Genomic DNA, 19,276 nt, shown 5'->3' on the forward strand with positions numbered 1-19,276 from the left:
GCGGATCCCTCCTCCGGCGCCCCTGCACACGAGGTGAGCGCGACAGCGAGCAGCAGAGCGCTCAGAGCGGCGGTGGTGAAGCGGTTCATCGCGCGAGCCTTCATCAGGGGGTCAGTCGTGCAGAAGATCGAGGAAGGCATCGTGGAGGACGCCGTTGGTGGCGAGTGTCGACAGATCCGAGATCGTCTCAGTGCCGTCGAATCCGGTCATCCGGCCGCCGGCCTCGCGCACGATCGGAACAGCGGCGGCGACGTCGAACTCCTTGACGCCGAACTCTGCGACCATGTCGATTCGTCCCTCCGCGAGGAGCATGTAGGCATAGATGTCGCCGTACGCGCGATCGCGCCACACGCGGTCGGCGAGCTTCAGCAGCTGGTCGGTGTGCCCGGACTCAGCCCACTGGCTGATGCTCTGGAAGCTGACGCTGGCGTCGTCGAGCGACGCCACGGAGGACGCCCGGATCCGCCGCGGCTCGGCATCCGTCGCGGTCCAGGCTCCCGAGCCGGCAGCCGCCCACCAGCGGCGTCCAATGGCGGGCATGCTGACCACGCCGACCTGCGGGACTCCGTCTACGGCGAGCGCGATCATGGTGCCCCAGAGCGGCACACCGCGAAGGAAGTTGGCAGTGCCGTCGATCGGGTCGATGATCCACTGTCGGTGCGTGCTGCCCTCAGTACCGAACTCTTCGCCCAGGATGCCGTCATCGGGCCGCTCGGTCGCGAGGACCGAGCGGATAGCCCGCTCGGTCGCGAGGTCGGCGTCCGTGACGTGCGAATTGTCGGCCTTGGTCGATATCTCGAGGTCCGAACTGTCGAACCGGGGGAGAGACTGCGCGTCGGCGGCGTCGGCGAGTCGGAGAGCGAGTGCGAGGTCACGAGAGAGGTCGTCGACGCGGGGGGAGGCGGTCACGACTCCAGGATAACCGCCCAGACACGGGAGCCTGAGAGGGGGTGACTCGGGGCGACACGCGCGGCGAACGCGAAGGACCGGGCTCGATTTCGTCCGGCGGCGATCCGCTGGTAATGTAATTCCTCGGCCGGGGATTTCCCGGGCCACGCACCTCTAGCTCAATCGGCAGAGCAACTGACTCTTAATCAGTGGGTTCTCGGTTCAAGTCCGAGGGGGTGCACGGATCAGCCCTGATGACTCTCGCCAGTCGTCGGGGCTTTTCTGCACCCACGGCGATGCCGAGGATCAGCCGTGAGGTGCGCTAGCGTGATGCAAACGCTAGGGGGATGGCCATGCGGAGACTGCTGAAGGCCTGCGCCGCCGTGACGGTCGCGGCATCTCTCGCTCTGGGACTGACGGGCTGTTACGCGGCAGAGAAGACGATCGACTACTCGACCTCGTCCGTCACCCTCGCGCCGGGAGAAGCCCTCGTGGTGGACTTCGGTGAGATCAATCGGACAGTCGGCGATGCGTGGGTGATCACTCGAGAACCCGACCCGGCTGTGCTCGGTCCCGGCGATGAACGGTCGCGGTACCTCGGTCAGGACGGCGAGACCGGTGCTCCGAGCGAGGTCTCGTATCGTTTCACACCGGTCGGTGAGGGGACCACGGTGATCCGGTTCGAGTACGAGTTCCGCGGTGCTGCTCCCTCAGACGCAGACGATCAGCGGACGGCCGAGATCACGGTGACCGTGAGATAGCCGTCGCTCAGTCGACCGCTACGACTTCGCCGTCGGTGAGGTGCCGAAGGGTCTCGAAGGTGAGCGGCATCACCGTGTGCGGGTGCCCGGCTGCGGCCCAGATCTCTTCATGCTCGCGGAGATCCTCATCGATATACGTCCGCAATCGCGTCGGGTGTCCGACTGGGGCTACTCCACCGATCGCCTGCCCTGTGGCCTCGCGAACGACGGAGGCCGGTGCCATCGAGATCTCGGCGGCGCCGGTGCTGCGTGCCAGGACATCGGGATCGACCCGGTGTCCACCGCTCGTCATCACGAGAACCGGGATCCCGTCGGCGACGAAGACGAGGCTGTTCGCGATCGCGGAGACCTCGCATCCGATCGCGGCGGCTGCGTCAGGGGCGGTTCGCGCGGAGTCCGGCAGGATGCGGATCTCTGTCGTGACGCCGGCGTCGATGAGATGCTGCTGTACGAGCCTGCTGCGCTCGGGGAGGTCGTTCATGACCCCACGGTAGCGACCGCGGCAGGCCCGCGTCTCACGCGGCGTCGCCCAGCAGGATCGCCTCGGCATCTTCGACGGCGGCGTCGTCGGGTTCATCGTCGATGTGCGCGAGGATCCTCCGTCCGAGGAACACCGTCAGCGCCGCGATCAGCACCGCTGCTGCGGCGACGAGATACGGGACCGTCGCGTCGAACGCGTGCCACAGGGCTGCCGCGAGAGGCGGAGCGATCGCTCCACCGAGGAACCGCACCGAGGAATACGCCGACGAGGCGACCGAGCGGGGCAGATCCGTCGCCTCCATCACGGCCTCCGTCAGCACGGTGTTCATCACGCCGAGCAGCAGTCCACCGATGACGATGCAGATCACGAGAGCGGTGGCCGATTCGACCAGGAGCCCGGCGACGATCAGATCGATGGCGAGAAGCGGGAGAACCGTGAGGATGACACGGGTGCGTGACATCCTGCGCATGAGCAGCGGCGCGACCCACACGCTCGTGACCGCGAGGGCGATGCCCCAGCCGAAGAACGTGAAGCCGATGCCCATCGCGCCGAAGCCCAGGGGGAACGGCGAGAAGGCCAGAAGGATGAAGAACCCGATGTTGTAGAAGAACGCCGCTGTGGCGAGCACCGCGAGAGCGGGGGTGCCGAGGGCCTTGAACGGCGCCGAGAACGGAACAGGTGTGCGCTTCTCGCCCGGTCCGCGCAGCAGCACCAGGACGGCGAGGAACGCGATCGCCATCAGCACCACGACTCCGAAGAACGGTGCGCGCCAGCTCTGCTCGCCCAAGACGCCGCCCAGGAGCGGGCCGATCGCGATGCCGAGGCCGAGAGCCGCCTCGTACAGAACGATGGCCGCTGAGCTGCCCCCGGTCGCCGACCCGACGATGGTCGCCAACGCGGTGGAGATGAACAGGGCGTTTCCGAGACCCCACCCCGCGCGGAAGCCGATGACTGCGTCGACGCTTCCGCTGAGTGCACAGAAGAGAGCGAACACGACGATCAGTGCCAGCCCGATCAGCAGTGTCTTCTTCGCGCCGATGCGACTCGAGATCCAGCTCGTGACGAGCATGGCCAGTCCGGTGACCGCGAGGTAGCTCGTGAACAGCAGTTCGGTCTGGAACGGGCTCGCCTGGAGCGACTCGGCGATCGCCGGGAGGATCGGATCGACCAGTCCGATGCCCATGAAGGCGACCACGCAGGCGAAGGCGACTGCCCAGACCTGCGCGGGCTGCTTCCACACTGAGGTGGCGGGGGTGTTCACGCTGTAGCTCCTGTCGAGTCGGTGGTGGTGTGCGCTGCGAGGATCTCGGCGGCGCGCGTCAGGACGCGCCATTCGTCGGCATCGAGGTCGGCGAAGCGCGGTGCGAGAGTGTCGCGGAACTCCTCGCGCCATGCCTGCAGCGCGCGGGAGCCGGCGTTCGTGATGGCGACGGCGATCGCGCGGGAGTCCTCGGCATCGGGGGAGCGGAGCACGAGTCCTTCGCGCTCGAGATTGCCGATCAGCCGCGTCATCCCCGGTTGGGTCGTGCGCGCCGCGGCAGCGAGCTCTCCGACCCTTTTCGGCCCCGCTTGCTCGATCAGATTCAGCACCCGCCACTGTGCGGCGGGTGCGTCGTTGCCGGCATCCTGCGCGGCGATGCGGCCGAGCGCGTACCCCGAGAGCACGAGCGAGGGAATGACATCCTGGCGATTCATACCAGGAAGTATATACCTGCTGGTATGCAAGGCGTCGAGTCAGCGTCGTGCGCCGGCGATCCGCGCAGAGAGCTGGTGCGCATGGGCGAGGAGCGTCCTGCCGAGGTCGCCGATCCGATCAGGCCCGAAGCGGAACCCGACGCCGGTCAGGCTCAGCGCCCATTCCGGCCGCCCAGACCGATCGAAGACCGCCGCGCCGAGCCCCCAGCTGCCCTCGACGATGAGCCCGGGGTTCACCGCGTAGCCTCGCTCCTTCGTCTCCGCGAGGCGAGTCCGCAAGCGGCGCGCGCCGTGTGATCGGCCCCACGCGGTCTCGAGGTCGGGATGCCGTTCGAGATACGCGTCCACATCGTGGTCAGGCAGGAAGGCCAGGATGGCGAGTCCGGCGCTCGCCACGCCGAGCGGGAACCTGACGCCCTCGCTCAGCACGAAGGACCGAATTGGGAACGAGCCTTCCTCGCGAAGAAGGCACACCGTCTCGTCGGCCCTGCGTACGGAGAGGAAGGCGCTCTCCTCGGTCTTGACCGCCAGTGAGCGCACAATGTCCCGCGCGAGCGCGGTCACGTCGTAGCGAGCGGCCGCGACCGAACCCATGAGGAAGAGTTCCGGTCCCGGCATCCAGCGAGCACTGGACTCGTCGCGGTCGACCAGTCCTTCCGCGCGCAGCGCGGACAGAAGGCGATGCGCGGTGGAACGAGACAGCTCCGCGGAGCGCGCGAGATCCTGCAGAGACGCGCCGTCATGCCCGCTGGAGGTGACCAATCGGAGCAGCTTCGCGGCGCGGGCGATCGCCTGCGCTCCCGGAACGACAGCAGACGATTCCATAATGTGGACGCTAAGCCCTGTGGCGTCCACATCGCAAGAGTCGCCTTCCTTCCGGGGCTGCAGGGGCGGATGCTGGACAGGTACGTCATTCGAAGGAGCATGCGTGATCGACAAGCAGTGGGCGAGTGCCGCGGAGGCGGTCGCAGACATCGAGGACGGTGCTTCTCTCGCCGTCGGAGGATTCGGACTCTCCGGCAATCCGATCGCCCTGATCGAGGCCCTGCTCGCGCAGGGTACGGCCGGACTCAGCATCGTGAGCAACAACTGCGGGGTCGACGACTGGGGGCTCGGCATCCTGCTCGCCGCCGGACGCATCCGCAAGATGACGTCCTCGTACGTCGGCGAGAACAGGGAATTCGAGCGGCAGTTCCTCTCCGGCGAGCTCGAGCTCGAACTGACGCCGCAGGGAACGCTGGCCGAGAAGCTTCGCGCGGGAGGGTCGGGTATCGCGGCGTTCTTCACGCAGACAGGTGTCGGCACGCAGGTCGCCGAGGGCGGGCTTCCGCGGCGCTACAACCCCGATGGCAGCGTCGCGGTGGGGTCCCCGCCGAAGGACGTGCGCGCATTCGAGACGCCGGCAGGGACACGCGAGTATGTGCTCGAGGAGGCGATCACCACCGACTTCGCCCTGGTGCACGCGCTGGCGGGGGACAGGCACGGGAATCTGATCTTCAACAAGGCTGCCCGCAACTTCAACCCGCTCGCGGCGATGGCCGGGCGGGTCTGCATCGCCCAGGTCGAACAGCTCGTCGAACCGGGCGAGCTGGACCCGGACCGTGTCCATCTGCCGGGTGTCTTCGTGCACCGCGTCGTCGAGGTCGGCACCGAGATCACGAAGCGCATCGAGCGCCGCACCGTCGCCGCGGAAGGAGTCTGACATGGCGCTCACACGCGACGAGATGGCCGCACGTGCTGCCGCAGAGCTGCGGGATGGCTCGTACGTCAATCTCGGCATCGGGCTGCCGACGCTCGTTCCGAACCACGTGCCGGAGGGCGTCACCGTCGTGCTGCAGTCCGAGAACGGCATCCTGGGGGTCGGGCCTTATCCGTCCGAGGACGCGGTGGACCCCGACCTGATCAATGCGGGCAAGGAGACGGTCACGGTTCTCCCCGGTGCCGCGTACTTCGACTCGGCGACGAGTTTCGGGATGATCCGAGGTGGAAAGATCGACGCGGCCATCCTCGGCGCCATGCAGGTGTCCGCGACCGGAGACCTCGCGAACTGGATGATCCCTGGAAAGATGGTGAAGGGACCCGGCGGCGCGATGGATCTCGTGCACGGCGCCGCGCGTGTCATCGTCCTGATGGAGCACGTCGCGAAAGACGGATCGGCGAAGATCGTGCATGACTGCTCGCTTCCCCTCACCGGACGCGGCGTGGTCGACAGGATCATCACTGATCTGGCGGTCATCGACGTCACACCCGACGGCCTCGTCCTCGTCGAGCTCGCACCGGGCGTCACGGTGGAAGAGGTCGTGGAGTCCACCGAACCGCCGCTCACCATTCCCGCAGAGATGCTCGACCGATGAACCACGAGAACGGAGAGGCTGCGATGAGCGCCCAGGACCACCCGAACGACCAGGATGTCGTCATCGTCGCCGCCGCGCGCACCCCGCAGGGGCGGCTCAAGGGGCAGCTGGCGACCTTCACCGCGCCGCAGCTCGGGGCGTTCGCGATCTCGGGCGCGCTCGAACAGGGATCCATCGATCCGTCTGAGGTGGATGCCGTGATCGTCGGCCAGGTGCTGGCGGCCGGATCCGGCCAGAACGCCGCTCGGCAGGCGGCGATCGGAGCGGGCATCGGCTGGGATGTTCCCGCCCACTCCGTGAACAAGGTCTGCCTGTCGGGTCTCACCGCGATCATCGACGCGTCTCGCATGATCCGCACCGGGGACGCGGAGGTCGTCGTGGCAGCCGGGATGGAATCCATGACCAGGGCGCCGCACCTGCTCATGGGTTCACGCGACGGTTGGACGTACGGCAGCGTCGAGGTGCTCGACCATATGGCTCACGACGGTCTCACGGACGCCTACGACAGAGAGAGCATGGGCGCGTCGACAGAGCGGCACAACGCCCGCTACGACCTGACCAGGGAGGCGCAGGATCAGGTCGCGGCACTGTCGCATCAGCGCGCCTCGGCGGCTCAGGCAGCAGCAGTGTTCGACGACGAGATCGTTCCGGTGGCGGTGCCACAGCGTCGGGGGGAGCCGGTGCTCGTCACCGCCGACGAGGGGATCAGACCCGACACCACGGTCGAGTCGCTTTCAGGGCTTCGGGCGGCGTTCGCCGAGGGCGGCTCGATCACGGCGGGCAACTCGTCTCAGATCTCCGACGGGGCTTCGGCGGTCGTCGTGACCACCCGTGGCATGGCGGAGGCCAAGGGATGGCCGGTCCTCGTCACGATCGGAGCGAGCGGCCAGACGGCAGGCCCGGACAACTCGCTGCAGGCCCAGCCCGCCCGCGCCATCGAGCGTGCATGCGAGAAGCAGGGGATCGTGCCTGCGGATCTCGACTTCGTCGAGATCAACGAGGCGTTCGGAGCCGTGGTCGCACGATCGCAGGTCGAGCTCGGTCTGAGCAGCGACGTCGTCAACATCCACGGCGGCGGCATCGCGATCGGCCATCCGATCGGAGCATCCGGCACGCGGCTCGTCGTCCATGTCGCTCATGAGCTCGCACGCCGCGGTTCGGGCACCGCTGCCGTCGGGCTGTGCGGCGGCGGTGGTCAGGGCGAGGCGCTGATCCTCACACTCTGAGAAGTCAGCGCTTGAGGGGCTTGATGCCCTTCGACTCCTTCTTGGCCTGCTTCTCGTATTCCCGCTGCTGCTTCGCATAGACGGGGGAGTCGGGCGAGACGGGGCGTCCCTGCTTCGCGCGCCGGGTGTCGATCACCGCGCCGATCGCGAGGGCCAGGCTGATGCCCCAGCTCACCCACGCGAGCGCAGACCTCCACGTGAGCTGCGTGTCGCGGGAGCCGCGGAGCAGGGTGGTTCCCGTCATGATCGCGCCAACGAGTCCGGTTCCCGAGAGGTAGTTCATACCCTCACGCTACCTTCCGAGGGCCACGCGGCGCTCAGCCTTGACAACCGGACGAGGATTCTGTCAGGCAGGTGCGCAGTGGGCGACCATTCAGTCGCTGTTCCGGAGCGCAGGATACAATGGGCGAGTCGCGGCTCGCCCGCGGCCGCAATCCGTGTATCTACCGGCCGTCGGCTTTCCGGCGGACAGCGGCGGCACCCGACCCCGCGTCTGCGGACGCGCGAGAGCCCATGACACACGCGACACCAACGCCTCAGCACCACGCCCCGACGCCCACGCCGGAGGCACCAGGACTGCTCCGCATCGCGGGCCTGCCGTACTTCATCATCGCGTTCATCGCCCGACTGCCGTTCGCGATGATGGTCGTCGGAGTCCTCACCGTCGTCGTCTCGGCGCGCGGCTCGCTCTCACTCGGCGGACTCACCTCCGCAGCGGTCGGTCTGGGCACGGCGTGCTTCGGGCCTCTGCTGGGCGCCGCGGCTGATCGATTCGGCCAGCGCATGGTGCTGCTCATCCTGGCGATCGCCAACGGGGCGATGCTGGTGCTCTTCACCCTCGTCGTCTACACCGGCGGAGCGGACGCCCTCGTGCTGGTCGCCGCCTTCGGCATCGGCGCGACGGCCCCGCAGGTCGCGCCCATGTCACGCTCGAGACTCGTCACGATGATCGCGGACCGGATGCCGGAGGCACTCCGCACCCGCACCGTCTCGGGCACCATGGCGTACGAGTCCGCGGCAGATGAGACCGTCTTCGTCTTCGGACCCTTCATCGTCGGCATCCTCGCATCGGTCATCGCGCCCTGGGCCCCGCTGATCGGGGCGGCTGTGCTCACGGTCGTGTTCGTCGGCGCATTCGCCCTGCATCCGAGTGCGCGCGCCGTGTCCGTGCACCGAGACGAAGACGGCAGAGCCCCGTCCAAGGTGTCGGAACTCTTCAGCCCGCGTCTGCTGATCGTCGTCGTCGGCATCCTCGGGGTGGGGATGTTCTTCGGCACGATGCTCACGGCGCTCACGTCTTTCATGGCCGATCGAGGCGCCCCCGAGCAGGCCGGACTCCTCTACGGCGTGATGGGCGTCGGCTCGGCGATCCTCGCCCTCGGTGTCGCCTGGCTTCCGGTGCGGTTCTCGCTGCGGGCGCGCTGGCTGCTGTTCTCGGGCATCCTGCTCGGAGGCAGCCTGCTGCTGCTGCTCGTCGATTCGCCCGCGATGATGATGGTCGCGCTGGCGATCATGGGCATCGGAATCGGACCGACGCTGGTGACCCAGTACAGCTTCGGCGCCGCGCGCAGCCCGCTCGGGCGCTCGGCCACAGTGATGACGATGCTCGGTTCGGGAATCGTCGTCGGTCAGTCCCTCGGCGCGGCCGTGGCAGGTGAGCTCGCCGAGAACGTGGGAACGGGCAGCGCCCTCGTGCTGCCGATCATCGCCGCAGGCGTAGCGTTCGCGGCGGCCGTTGTCAATTGGCGCCTCAGTGCGACCCGACCTCGCGTAGCCTCGGTCTGAGCTTCTGTAGCCTGAGGAGCACCCCCACTGCATCGTCAGGAGCACTCACCCATGTCAGTCGCAGATTTCGTCGTCGTCGCCAACCGACTTCCCGTCGACCGGGTCGTGGGTCCTGACGGAGACGAGGAGTGGCGGACATCTCCGGGCGGTCTGGTGGCAGCTCTCGAGCCGATGATGCGCAGCGCCCGCGGGGCCTGGGTCGGATGGCCGGGACAGCCCGACCTCGAGTTGGACCGATTCGAGATCAACGGCATCGACCTGATCCCCGTGCCGCTCAGCGCCGAAGAGGTCGCCGACTACTACGAGGGCTTCGCCAACGACACGATCTGGCCGCTGTACCACGACGTCATCGCGCCGCCGCAGTACCACCGCGAATGGTGGGAGGCATACGTCAAGGTCAACCGCCGGTTCGCAGAGGCCGCTGCTGACGTCGTCGCCCCCGACGGCACGGTCTGGGTGCACGACTATCAGCTGCAGTTGGTGCCGCAGATGATCCGCGAGCTGAGGCCCGACGTCACGATCGGCTATTTCCACCACATCCCGTTCCCGGCGCACGGCCTCTACGCCCAGCTGCCGTGGCGCGATCAGGTGCTCAAGGGACTGCTCGGCGCCGATGTCATCGGATTCCAGCGTGCGCAGGACGCCACGTACTTCCTGACCGCAGTGCGCCGGCGACTGCGTTATGAGGTCAAGGGGTCAGCGGTGGCGATCCCGACAGACGACGGGGGCGCTCGCACTGCGGTCGCCCGGGCCTTCCCGATCTCCATCGACACGGCTCCGTATCTCGAGCTCGCGGCACGCCCAGAGGTGCGGGCACGGGCGGCAGAGATCAGAGCGAGCCTCGGCAACCCCAAGAAGATCCTGCTGGGCGTCGACCGACTCGACTACACCAAGGGCATCAGGCACCGTATCAAGGCGTACGGCGAGCTTCTCGAAGACGGACTGCTGAGCGTCGACGACGTCACCTTCGTGCAGGTCGCGAGTCCGAGCCGCGAGCGCGTCGACGCCTACGTGCACCTTCGAGACGAGATCGAGCTCGCGGTCGGTCGCATCAACGGCGATCATGACACGATGGGTCACACGGCGATCCGGTATCTGCACCAGGGCTACCCCCGCGAAGAGATGGTCGCGCTCTACCTCGCTGCCGACGTGATGCTCGTGACGGCCCTGCGGGACGGCATGAACCTCGTGGCGAAGGAGTATGTGGCGACTCGCGCCGACAACCGTGGAGTACTCGTGTTGAGCGAGTTCACAGGTGCCGCCGATGAGCTGCGACAGGCGGTGCGGGTCAACCCGCACGACATCGCCGGGTTGAAGGACGCGATCATGACGGCGGTCGCCATGACGCCGGCCGAGCAGGGCAAGCGGATGCGGTCCCTGCGGCGCCGAGTGCTCGAGAACGACGTGAACGCCTGGTCATCGTCCTTCCTTCGCGCGCTCGCAGACGTCCGCCGACGCTGATCCGTCGGGTCATACTGGGAGGACACCGCCTCGATTGGAGACCCTGTGACCCGTAGTTGGACCCCCGGAGAAGCAGACCAGGCGCTGCGCGCCATCGCCGCCACGCCCAGGCTTGTCGTCGCCCTGGACTTCGACGGCACGGCGTCTCCGCTCGTCCCGGACCCGATGGCAGCCCGGGCGCTGCCAGAGGTCGCGACGCAGGTCGCTCGGCTCGCTGCCCTGCCGGACACGGTGGTCGCCTACGTGTCGGGGCGCAGCATGCACGACCTGAGGGTCATCACCGAGCACACGGACGATTCGTTGATCGCTCTGGCCGGTTCGCACGGTGCCCAGTACTGGTACCCGGGCGTCGGCGATGCCGCATCCGACGGCGACGAGTCGGCCGACGGGTCCCGCGAGGAGCTGTGGGAGGCCGCGCGGCCGATCATCGATCGCTACGAGGGAGCCGAGCTCGAACCGAAGACCTTCGGGATGGGGGTCCACACACGCACCGCCACGCCCGAGGTCGAGAAGGCTGTCTTCTCCGAGATCGATGCTCTGGTGGCCGAGCGTTTCCCGCATTGGCGACGGCGCGCCGGTCATCGCGTGCTGGAGTTCTCATCCCGGAACGAGGGGAAGGACGCCGCGATGGCCGCCCTTCGCGAGCATTTCGGTGCGACCGCGATCCTCTTCGCCGGCGACGACGTCACGGACGAGGACGCGATGAGGGTGCTCACGGGTGATGATCTGGGCGTGCGCGTGGGTCCGGGGGAGAGCGCCGCCGAGCTTCGTGTGGAGAACCCACAAGAGATCGCTGCGCTTCTGGAGACGCTCGCGGACGAGCGCACCTCCCGGCGGGAATAGACTTCCGTCATGTCCTCGCATGATCCCTCCAGCAGCGCGCCCATCGACATCAAGCCCCGCAGCCGCGTCGTCACCGACGGCATCGAGGCGACGACCTCCCGAGGCATGCTCCGTGCCGTCGGCATGGGCGACGCCGATTGGGACAAGCCCCAGATCGGCATCGCGTCCAGCTGGAACGAGATCACGCCCTGCAACCTGAGCCTCGACCGTCTCGCGCAGGGTGCGAAAGAGGGCGTGCACTCGGGCGGCGGCTACCCGTTGCAGTTCGGCACGATCTCGGTGTCCGACGGAATCTCGATGGGCCACGAGGGTATGCACTTCTCGCTGGTGTCCCGCGAGGTCATCGCAGACTCGGTCGAGACCGTGATGATGGCCGAGCGTCTCGACGGATCGGTGCTGCTCGCCGGCTGCGACAAGTCGATCCCCGGAATGCTGATGGCCAGCGCCCGCCTCGACCTCTCCAGCGTCTTCCTCTACGCCGGCTCGATCGCCCCCGGGTGGGTCAAGCTGTCGGACGGCACGGAGAAGGACGTCACGATCATCGATTCGTTCGAGGCCGTCGGCGCGTGCCGCGCGGGCCTCATGAGCGAAGAGGACCTCAAGCGCATCGAGTGCGCGATCGCCCCCGGTGAAGGAGCCTGTGGCGGCATGTACACGGCGAACACCATGGCGTCGGTCGCCGAGGCGCTCGGGCTGAGCCTTCCCGGCTCGGCCGCGCCGCCCGCAGCCGACCGTCGCCGCGACTACTTCGCGCACCGCTCGGGCGAGGCCGTCGTCAACCTGCTCCGTCAGGGGATCACCACCCGCGACATCCTCACCAAGGAGGCGTTCGAGAACGCGATCGCCCTCGCGATGGCTCTCGGCGGCTCGACGAACGTCGTGCTGCATCTGCTCGCCATCGCACGCGAGGCCGAGATCGACCTGAGCCTGCACGACTTCAACCGCATCGGCGACAAGGTGCCGCACGTGGCCGACATGAAGCCGTTCGGCAAGTACGTCATGAACGACGTCGACCGTCACGGCGGCATCCCGGTGATCATGAAGGCGATGCTCGACGAGGGTCTGCTGCACGGCGACGCGCTCACCGTGACGGGCAAGACACTCGCCGAGAACCTGGCGGACCTCGACCCCCAGCCGATCGACGGCGAGGTCATCCACACGTTCGACAACCCGATCCACGCGACCGGCGGCCTGACGATCCTGCACGGGTCGCTCGCCCCCGAGGGCGCGGTCGTGAAGACCGCAGGCTTCGACGCGGCCGTCTTCGAAGGGCCCGCTCGGGTGTTCGAGCGCGAGCGTGCGGCGATGGATGCCGTGGCGAACGGCGAGATCGAGGCCGGCACGGTCATCGTGATCCGCTACGAGGGTCCCAAGGGCGGACCGGGCATGCGCGAGATGCTCGCGATCACCGCGGCCATCAAGGGCGCTGGGCTCGGAAAAGATGTACTACTCTTGACTGACGGACGATTCTCAGGCGGCACAACCGGCCTGTGCATCGGCCACATAGCACCCGAAGCGGTGGACGCAGGTCCTATCGCCTTCGTGCGCGATGGTGATCTGATACGGGTCGATATCGCAGCTCGCTCTCTCGACCTACTCGTCGACGAGGCGGAGCTCGCCTCCCGCCGCTCTGGCTGGGAGCCGCTACCCCCGCGCTATACCCGTGGCGTTCTTGCCAAATACTCGCGTCTCGTGCGGTCCGCCGCCGAGGGCGCGACGACCGGCTGATCCGCGTCGGCCCCGGCTTCCCGCCTCCGACGTCGCCTACAGACCATCAGAAGGAGTGTCATGACCGCTGACACCGTCTCGGCTGTGCCGAGGCCACCCGCGCCCAAATCCCCCGCACCGGAGATCTCCGGAGCGGAGGCCGTCGTCCGCACGCTCGAGCTGCTCGGCGTCAAGGACGTGTTCGGCCTCCCCGGCGGCGCGATCCTCCCCGTCTACGACCCGCTCATGGATGCGGCCGAGCTCCGGCACATCCTGGTGAGGCACGAGCAGGGGGCCGGCCATGCCGCCGAGGGCTATGCATCGTCGTCGGGCAAGGTCGGCGTCTGCATCGCGACCTCCGGTCCCGGTGCGACCAACCTCGTGACCGCGATCGCCGACGCCTACATGGACTCGGTGCCGCTGCTCGCGATCACCGGGCAGGTGTTCTCGACACTGATGGGCACCGACGCATTCCAGGAGGCCGACATCGTCGGCATCACGATGCCCGTGACGAAGCACTCCTTCCTCGTGAAGGACGCATCCGAGATCCCCGGTGCCATCGCGGCGGCGTATGAGATCGCATCGACGGGCCGACCCGGTCCGGTGCTCGTCGACATCACCAAGGACGCCCAGCAGGCCATGGCGCCGTTCGTCTGGCCGCCCAAGTACGACCTGCCGGGGTACCGCCCCGTGACGAAGGCCCATGGCAAGCAGATCCAGGCGGCCGCCGCACTCCTGGCCGAGGCCAAGAAGCCGGTGCTGTACGTCGGTGGCGGTGTGATCCGCGGTCGCGCGTCGGCAGAGCTGCTCACCCTGGCCGAGACGACGAACGCACCGGTCGTGACGACTCTCATGGCGCGGGGCGCGTTCCCCGATTCGCACCAGCAGCACCTGGGGATGCCCGGCATGCACGGCACCGTCCCTGCAGTGCTGGCGCTGCAGGAGGCCGATCTGATCGTGTCGCTCGGGGCGAGGTTCGACGACCGTGTGACCGGCAAGGCGGCGCTCTTCGCGCCGAACGCCAAGGTCGTGCACGTCGATATCGATCCCGCCGAGATCTCGAAGATCCGCACGGCCGATGTGCCGATCGTCGGTGACGTCCGTGACGTGCTGGTCGATCTCGAGTCCGCGTTCCGCACCGCCGCCAGCACGACGACTCCCGACACCGAGGAGTGGTGGTCGTACCTCGACGGGCTGCGCACCGAGTTCCCTCTCGGATACGCGCCGACGACCGACGGTCTTCTCGCGCCGCAGTACGTGATCCAGCGGATCGGCGAGCTGACCGGTCCGGAGGGCATCTACGCCGCAGGCGTCGGACAGCACCAGATGTGGGCTGCACAGTTCATCAAGTACGAGCGCCCCAACGCCTGGCTGAACTCCGGTGGAGCGGGCACGATGGGCTACTCCGTGCCCGCCGCGATGGGCGCCAAGGTCGCCGAGCCCGACCGCGTCGTGTGGGCGATCGATGGCGACGGATGCTTCCAGATGACGAATCAGGAGCTCGCGACCTGCACGATCAACAACATCCCGATCAAGGTCGCGATCATCAACAACTCCTCGCTGGGCATGGTGCGCCAGTGGCAGACGCTGTTCTATGACGGCCGCCACTCGAACACCGACCTGAACACCGGCCATGGAACGGTGCGCATCCCCGACTTCGTGAAGCTCGCCGAGGCATACGGCTGCCTCGCGATCCGCGTCGAGAAGGAGGAGGAGGTGGACGCGGCGATCCAGCTCGCTCTCGAGACGAACGACCGTCCCGTCGTCATCGACTTCGTCGTCAGCGCCGACTCCATGGTGTGGCCGATGGTTCCCCAGGGCGTGAGCAACAGCTACGTCCAGTACGCCCGCGAGCACGCGCCCGCATTCGACGAGGAGGACTGACCATGTCGACTCACGTGCTGAGCCTCCTGGTGGAGAACACCCCCGGTCTGCTGACCCGCGTCGCAGGTCTGTTCGCGCGCCGCGGATTCAACATCGACTCCCTCGCGGTGGGCGTGACCGAGGTGCCCGGCATCTCACGCATCACCGTCGTCGTCGACCTCGAGGACCTGCCTCTCGAACAGGTGACGAAGCAGCTCAACAAGCTGATCAACGTCATCAAGATCGTGGAGCTCGACTTCCCGACCTCGGTGCAGCGCGAGCACATGCTCGTCAAGGTCCGCACCGACAACGCGAACAGGTCGAACGTCATCGAGGTGGCGAACCTGTTCCGTGCCTCGGTCGTCGACTACGCGTCCGACGCGCTGGTGATCGAGGTCACCGGAGATCGGGGCAAGATCGAAGCCATGCTCCGCGCTCTCGAGCCGTTCGGCATCAAGGAGATCGCGCAGTCGGGTCTCCTCGCCATCGGCCGCGGGGGCAAGAGCATCACCGAGCGCGTTCTGCGCGGCTGATCAGACTTCACACACGTACACGAACACCAATCAAGGAGAAAACCAGTGAGCACCGAGATCTTCTACGACGCAGACGCTGATCTGTCGATCATCCAGGGCAAGAAGGTCGCCATCGTCGGCTACGGCTCGCAGGGTCACGCGCACGCGCAGAACCTTCGCGACTCGGGTGTCGAGGTGGCGATCGCGCTCAAGGAGGGCTCGAAGTCGGCGCCGAAGGCGGAGGAGGCCGGATTCGCGGTCAAGACCGTCGCCGAGGCGACTCAGTGGGCCGACCTCATCATGATCCTGGCGCCGGACCAGCACCAGCGCACGATCTACAGCGAGTCGATCGCCCCGAACCTCACCGAGGGCAAGACGCTCGCCTTCGCGCACGGCTTCAACATCCGTTTCGGCTACATCGACGCTCCTGAGGGCGTCGATGTGATCCTCGTCGCGCCGAAGGCGCCCGGTCACACCGTCCGCCGCGAGTTCGTCGCAGGTCGCGGCATCCCCGACATCATCGCCGTCGAGCGCGATGCATCGGGCAGCGCCTGGGCGACCGCGCTGTCGTACGCGAAGGCGATCGGCGGCACCCGTGCCGGCGTCATCAAGACGACCTTCACCGAAGAGACCGAGACCGATCTGTTCGGTGAGCAGGCCGTGCTGTGCGGTGGCGTCAGCCACCTCGTGCAGGCGGGCTTCGAGACGCTCACCGAGGCGGGCTACCAGCCGCAGATCGCCTACTTCGAGGTGCTGCACGAGCTGAAGCTCATCGTCGACCTCATGTGGGAGGGCGGCATCGCCAAGCAGCGCTGGTCGGTCTCCGACACCGCTGAGTACGGCGACTACGTGTCGGGTCCCCGTGTCGTGACCCCCGAGGTCAAGGAGTCGATGAAGGCGATCCTCGCTGACATCCAGAGCGGCGCGTTCGCGAAGCGGTTCATCGACGACCAGGACAACGGCGGCGAGGAGTTCCTCGCACTGCGTGCCAAGGAGGAGACGCACCCCATCGAGGCCACCGGCAAGGAGCTTCGCTCGCTCTTCGCATGGAAGCAGCAGGACGAGGATTACGTCGACGGCAGCGCCGCGCGCTGACTCTGATTCGATCATCGAAAGAACGGGCATCCCCTCGGGGGTGCCCGTTCTTTCGTCTTCCCGGATGCCAGACGTACAGACATCGGATGTCTATGCCAGGATGGAGGGATGCGACAGGAATGGTTTGATCACGCCCGCTTCGGCATGTTCGTGCACTTCGGCATCTACAGCGGCGCCGCCAGACACGAATGGGTGCAGAACTACGAGCGCCTGACGGACGAGGAGTACCGACCGTACTTCGAGCACTTCGACCCGGATCTCTTCGATGCGAGAGCCCTTGCGCGCACGGCGAAGGAGACGGGGATGGGCTACGTGGTGCTGACGACCAAGCACCATGACGGGTTCTGCCTCTGGGGCTCTCAGCGCACCGACTTCACGTCGGTGGCGGTGGCAGGGCGCGATCTGGTGCGCGAGTATGTCGACGCGCTCCGCGCCGAGGGGCTCAAGGTGGGGCTGTATCACTCGGTGATCGACTGGCATCACCCCCACTTCACGGTCGACTGGAACCACCCACGTCGAGACGATGCCGATGCGCACGAACTGAACGTCGGCAGGGACATGTCGGTCTACCGCGAATACCTGCACGCCCAGGTGCGCGAACTGCTCACGTCGTATGGCGCGATCGACTACCTGTTCTTCGACTTCACCTACCCCGAGTCCAAGGACGGTTGGGCGGGCAAAGGACCCCAGGACTGGGACGCCTCCGGTCTGCTCGCACTGTGCCGTGATCTCCAGCCGAACATGCTGGTGAATGACCGCCTCGGGATCCCTGCCGACTTCGTCACCCCCGAGCAGTATCAGCCGACCGCGCCGATCGTCCGTGACGGTGTCGCTCTGACGTGGGAGGCGTGCCAGACGCTCAACGGGTCATGGGGCTACGACCGGGACAACACCGACCAGAAGTCGTCGACGCTGCTGACGCAGATGCTGGTCGATTCGGTCTCGATGGGCGGCAACATGCTTCTCAACATCGGTCCGGATGGGCGCGGGGCCGTCTCCCCTCGGGATGCTGCCACGCTCGATGAGATCGGCGAGTGGATGCGGCTGCACAGGCGTGCGGTGGTCGGGGCGGGGCATGCCGATTTCACGCCTCCCCGCGAGGGCGTCTACACGCGCCGGGGTGACCGTCTGTATCTGACCCTTTTCTCCTGGCCGATGGGATTCGTGCATCTGCCGGATCTCGCCGGAAGAGTGGCCTATGCCCGGCTGCTGCATGACGGGTCGTGGCTCAGGACGAGCGCATCCGATCCTGAGCAGCAGGCCGACCTCATGACCCCGGCAGGCGAGGCCGAGGGCACGCTCACCGTCCATCTGCCGGTCCGACGCCCCGACGTGCTGCTGCCGGTGATCGAGCTGACGCTCTCGGAGTGACGCAGGACGGGGCGGCGGATCAGCCCGCCGCCACGTCCATGCCCTCCAGGGCGAGCCGCGCGGCGCCATGCAGGATGGCATCCGCTCCTGTCATCGCGGGCTCGATGCGCAGTCGCTGCGTCGCCAGGGGGTGGCACGCCTCATAGACGCGACTGCGGACTGCGGCGATGAACGGCTCGGACGCGCTCATGCCCCCGGTGAGGAATACCGCGTGCGGGTTGAAGAAGTTCACGACCCCGGACAGCGCCTGGCCGAGGTGCGTGCCCGCCGTCCGCACGAGCGAGGTCGCGAGCGGGTCGGCATCCCGTGCCAGCGTCAGCACATCAGCGGTCGTGCGCACGGTGTCGTTGCCGCGCTCGCGCATCTGACGCACGAGGCTCGCGCCGCTGGCGACCGTCTCGAGACATCCGGTGTTGCCGCACGAGCAGGGGATGTCACCGCTGCCATCGATGCGGGTGTGCGTGATGTCGCCGGCGGCGCTCGTGGCGCCTCTGTGGATGTACCCGTCGACGATGACTCCGCTGCCGATGGCCGTGCCGGCCTTCACGGTGATGCTGTGGTGCGTGTGGCCGAACTGAGCGCGGTGCTCGCCGAGGGCGGCGAGGTTCGCATCGTTGTCGACCGCGACATGCGTCCCGAAGCGTCCGGCCAGATGCTCGCCGACCCGAAACCCTGGCCAGCCCGGCATGCGTGAGGGCTGGTCGACGGATCCGGAGAGGATGTCCACAGGCCCGGGAAGGCTGACGCCGATGGCATGGATCCGTGTGTCGGCGCCGAGGCGATCGAAGACGCCGGCAACGCGCGCGAGCGTGGCGTCCGGGCCCTCGGCGAGATCGATCGCGATCGACTCGCTGCCCAGCAGCGCGCCGCTCAACGAGTGCCGGCCGATGCGTGCGTGCTGGCCGCCCAGGTCGGCGGACAGCACGATGCCGTCGCCGGCGATCTGCAGGACGCGGGGTCGTCTTCCCCCGCGGGAGGTGCCGTCGCCCGCTTCCTGCAGCACGCCGGCATCGAGGAGCGACTGCACCTTGAGGCCGACCGTCGACGCCGCGACGCCGAGCAGCGCGGCGAGCTCGCTGCGGGAGCGCGCCTCTCCGCGAGCGACCAGGTCGAGGATGCGTCGAGAGTGCTGGTCCTCGGCGGCGAGGGGCGAGGTGTCGGGCATGAGGCTCCTTCGTTATCGAAGCAAGGTCAGCGTAGCGGGGAGGAGTTGCGTTTCGGGCCGGTTACGAAA

At 67.5% G+C, this 19,276-nt stretch carries 19 protein-coding genes and 1 tRNA gene; 13 read left to right on the forward strand and 7 right to left on the reverse strand.

The window, feature by feature from the left end; genetic code table 11:
• Positions 1 to 111: 111 nt before the first annotated feature.
• Complete coding sequence (gene hisN, locus QMA07_RS08695; protein ID WP_290161182.1) at positions 112 to 909, reverse strand: histidinol-phosphatase; 798 nt, start codon at positions 907 to 909, stop codon at positions 112 to 114.
• 147 nt (positions 910 to 1,056) lie between these two features.
• On the opposite strand from hisN, the gene QMA07_RS08700 reads away from it, so the two are divergent.
• Together QMA07_RS08700 and QMA07_RS08705 are read left to right on the forward strand one after the other, a co-directional pair.
• Positions 1,057 to 1,129 (forward strand) — tRNA-Lys (locus QMA07_RS08700).
• 106 nt (positions 1,130 to 1,235) lie between these two features.
• A complete protein-coding gene (locus tag QMA07_RS08705) occupies positions 1,236 to 1,649 on the forward strand; it encodes a hypothetical protein (RefSeq protein ID WP_290161183.1) in 414 nt (137 codons plus the stop codon).
• Positions 1,650 to 1,656: 7 nt separating this feature from the next.
• Here the strand turns inward: QMA07_RS08705 and QMA07_RS08710 are convergent, their stop codons facing one another.
• Genes QMA07_RS08710 through QMA07_RS08725 form a run of 4 tightly spaced genes read right to left on the reverse strand, consistent with a single transcriptional unit; the run spans position 1,657 to position 4,650 of the window.
• Positions 1,657 to 2,130 (reverse strand): YbaK/EbsC family protein, encoded by a 474-nt coding sequence (locus tag QMA07_RS08710; protein WP_290161184.1) that lies wholly within the window; start codon positions 2,128 to 2,130, stop codon positions 1,657 to 1,659.
• A 34-nt stretch (positions 2,131 to 2,164) separates the two neighbouring features.
• Complete coding sequence (locus tag QMA07_RS08715; RefSeq protein ID WP_290161185.1) at positions 2,165 to 3,391, reverse strand: MFS transporter; 1,227 nt, start codon at positions 3,389 to 3,391, stop codon at positions 2,165 to 2,167.
• The gene (locus QMA07_RS08720; RefSeq protein WP_290161186.1) at positions 3,388 to 3,825 is read right to left on the reverse strand and encodes a MarR family transcriptional regulator; all 438 of its coding nucleotides are present in this window, start codon (positions 3,823 to 3,825) and stop codon (positions 3,388 to 3,390) included. The genes QMA07_RS08715 and QMA07_RS08720 overlap by 4 nt, the downstream gene beginning before the upstream one ends.
• 39 nt (positions 3,826 to 3,864) lie before the next feature.
• Complete coding sequence (locus QMA07_RS08725) at positions 3,865 to 4,650, reverse strand: IclR family transcriptional regulator (RefSeq protein ID WP_290161187.1); 786 nt, start codon at positions 4,648 to 4,650, stop codon at positions 3,865 to 3,867.
• Positions 4,651 to 4,753: 103 nt separating this feature from the next.
• Between QMA07_RS08725 and QMA07_RS08730 the strand changes: the two genes are divergently transcribed.
• From QMA07_RS08730 to QMA07_RS08740, 3 genes are read left to right on the forward strand one after another with little or no spacing between them, the layout of a single operon-like run.
• Positions 4,754 to 5,527 carry a CoA transferase subunit A gene (locus QMA07_RS08730; RefSeq protein ID WP_290161188.1) on the forward strand — a complete coding sequence of 258 codons (774 nt, stop codon included), beginning with the start codon at positions 4,754 to 4,756 and terminating at the stop codon, positions 5,525 to 5,527.
• A 1-nt stretch (position 5,528) separates the two neighbouring features.
• Positions 5,529 to 6,179, forward strand: a complete 651-nt coding sequence (locus QMA07_RS08735; protein WP_290161189.1) for a CoA transferase subunit B — start codon at positions 5,529 to 5,531, stop codon at positions 6,177 to 6,179.
• Entirely contained in the window at positions 6,176 to 7,405 is a 1,230-nt protein-coding gene (locus tag QMA07_RS08740) for an acetyl-CoA C-acetyltransferase (protein WP_290161190.1), read from the forward strand. Before QMA07_RS08735 ends, QMA07_RS08740 begins: the two co-directional genes overlap by 4 nt.
• A gap of 4 nt (positions 7,406 to 7,409) precedes the next feature.
• Here the strand turns inward: QMA07_RS08740 and QMA07_RS08745 are convergent, their stop codons facing one another.
• Positions 7,410 to 7,688, reverse strand: coding sequence for a hypothetical protein (locus QMA07_RS08745; protein ID WP_290161191.1), 279 nt, complete (start codon positions 7,686 to 7,688; stop codon positions 7,410 to 7,412).
• Positions 7,689 to 7,918: 230 nt separating this feature from the next.
• Between QMA07_RS08745 and QMA07_RS08750 the strand changes: the two genes are divergently transcribed.
• The 8 genes from QMA07_RS08750 (at position 7,919) to QMA07_RS08785 (ending at position 18,042) form a co-directional block, all read left to right on the forward strand.
• Positions 7,919 to 9,190, forward strand: coding sequence for an MFS transporter (locus QMA07_RS08750; RefSeq protein ID WP_290161192.1), 1,272 nt, complete (start codon positions 7,919 to 7,921; stop codon positions 9,188 to 9,190).
• Between the two features lie 51 nt (positions 9,191 to 9,241).
• Positions 9,242 to 10,651, forward strand: a complete 1,410-nt coding sequence (locus QMA07_RS08755) for a trehalose-6-phosphate synthase (protein WP_290161193.1) — start codon at positions 9,242 to 9,244, stop codon at positions 10,649 to 10,651.
• Positions 10,652 to 10,696: 45 nt separating this feature from the next.
• The gene (gene otsB / locus QMA07_RS08760; protein WP_290161194.1) at positions 10,697 to 11,494 is read left to right on the forward strand and encodes a trehalose-phosphatase; all 798 of its coding nucleotides are present in this window, start codon (positions 10,697 to 10,699) and stop codon (positions 11,492 to 11,494) included.
• Positions 11,495 to 11,503: 9 nt separating this feature from the next.
• On the forward strand, positions 11,504 to 13,222 hold the full coding sequence (ilvD, locus tag QMA07_RS08765; protein ID WP_056416979.1) for a dihydroxy-acid dehydratase: 1,719 nt from the start codon (positions 11,504 to 11,506) through the stop codon (positions 13,220 to 13,222).
• Positions 13,223 to 13,282: 60 nt separating this feature from the next.
• Positions 13,283 to 15,085 (forward strand): acetolactate synthase large subunit, encoded by a 1,803-nt coding sequence (locus QMA07_RS08770; protein ID WP_290161195.1) that lies wholly within the window; start codon positions 13,283 to 13,285, stop codon positions 15,083 to 15,085.
• 2 nt (positions 15,086 to 15,087) lie between these two features.
• A complete protein-coding gene (ilvN, locus tag QMA07_RS08775) occupies positions 15,088 to 15,597 on the forward strand; it encodes an acetolactate synthase small subunit (protein WP_290161196.1) in 510 nt (169 codons plus the stop codon).
• Between the two features lie 45 nt (positions 15,598 to 15,642).
• Positions 15,643 to 16,671, forward strand: coding sequence for a ketol-acid reductoisomerase (ilvC, locus tag QMA07_RS08780; RefSeq protein WP_290161197.1), 1,029 nt, complete (start codon positions 15,643 to 15,645; stop codon positions 16,669 to 16,671).
• Between the two features lie 108 nt (positions 16,672 to 16,779).
• Positions 16,780 to 18,042, forward strand: a complete 1,263-nt coding sequence (locus QMA07_RS08785; RefSeq protein WP_290161198.1) for an alpha-L-fucosidase — start codon at positions 16,780 to 16,782, stop codon at positions 18,040 to 18,042.
• A gap of 19 nt (positions 18,043 to 18,061) precedes the next feature.
• Here QMA07_RS08785 and QMA07_RS08790 read toward each other — a convergent pair whose 3' ends face one another.
• Positions 18,062 to 19,207: an ROK family transcriptional regulator gene (locus tag QMA07_RS08790; RefSeq protein WP_290161199.1), complete on the reverse strand. Its 1,146-nt coding sequence runs from the start codon at positions 19,205 to 19,207 to the stop codon at positions 18,062 to 18,064.
• Positions 19,208 to 19,276: the final 69 nt, after the last annotated feature.

It is taken from the genome of Microbacterium sp. APC 3901, from assembly GCF_030407765.1.
Classification (GTDB): domain Bacteria; phylum Actinomycetota; class Actinomycetes; order Actinomycetales; family Microbacteriaceae; genus Microbacterium.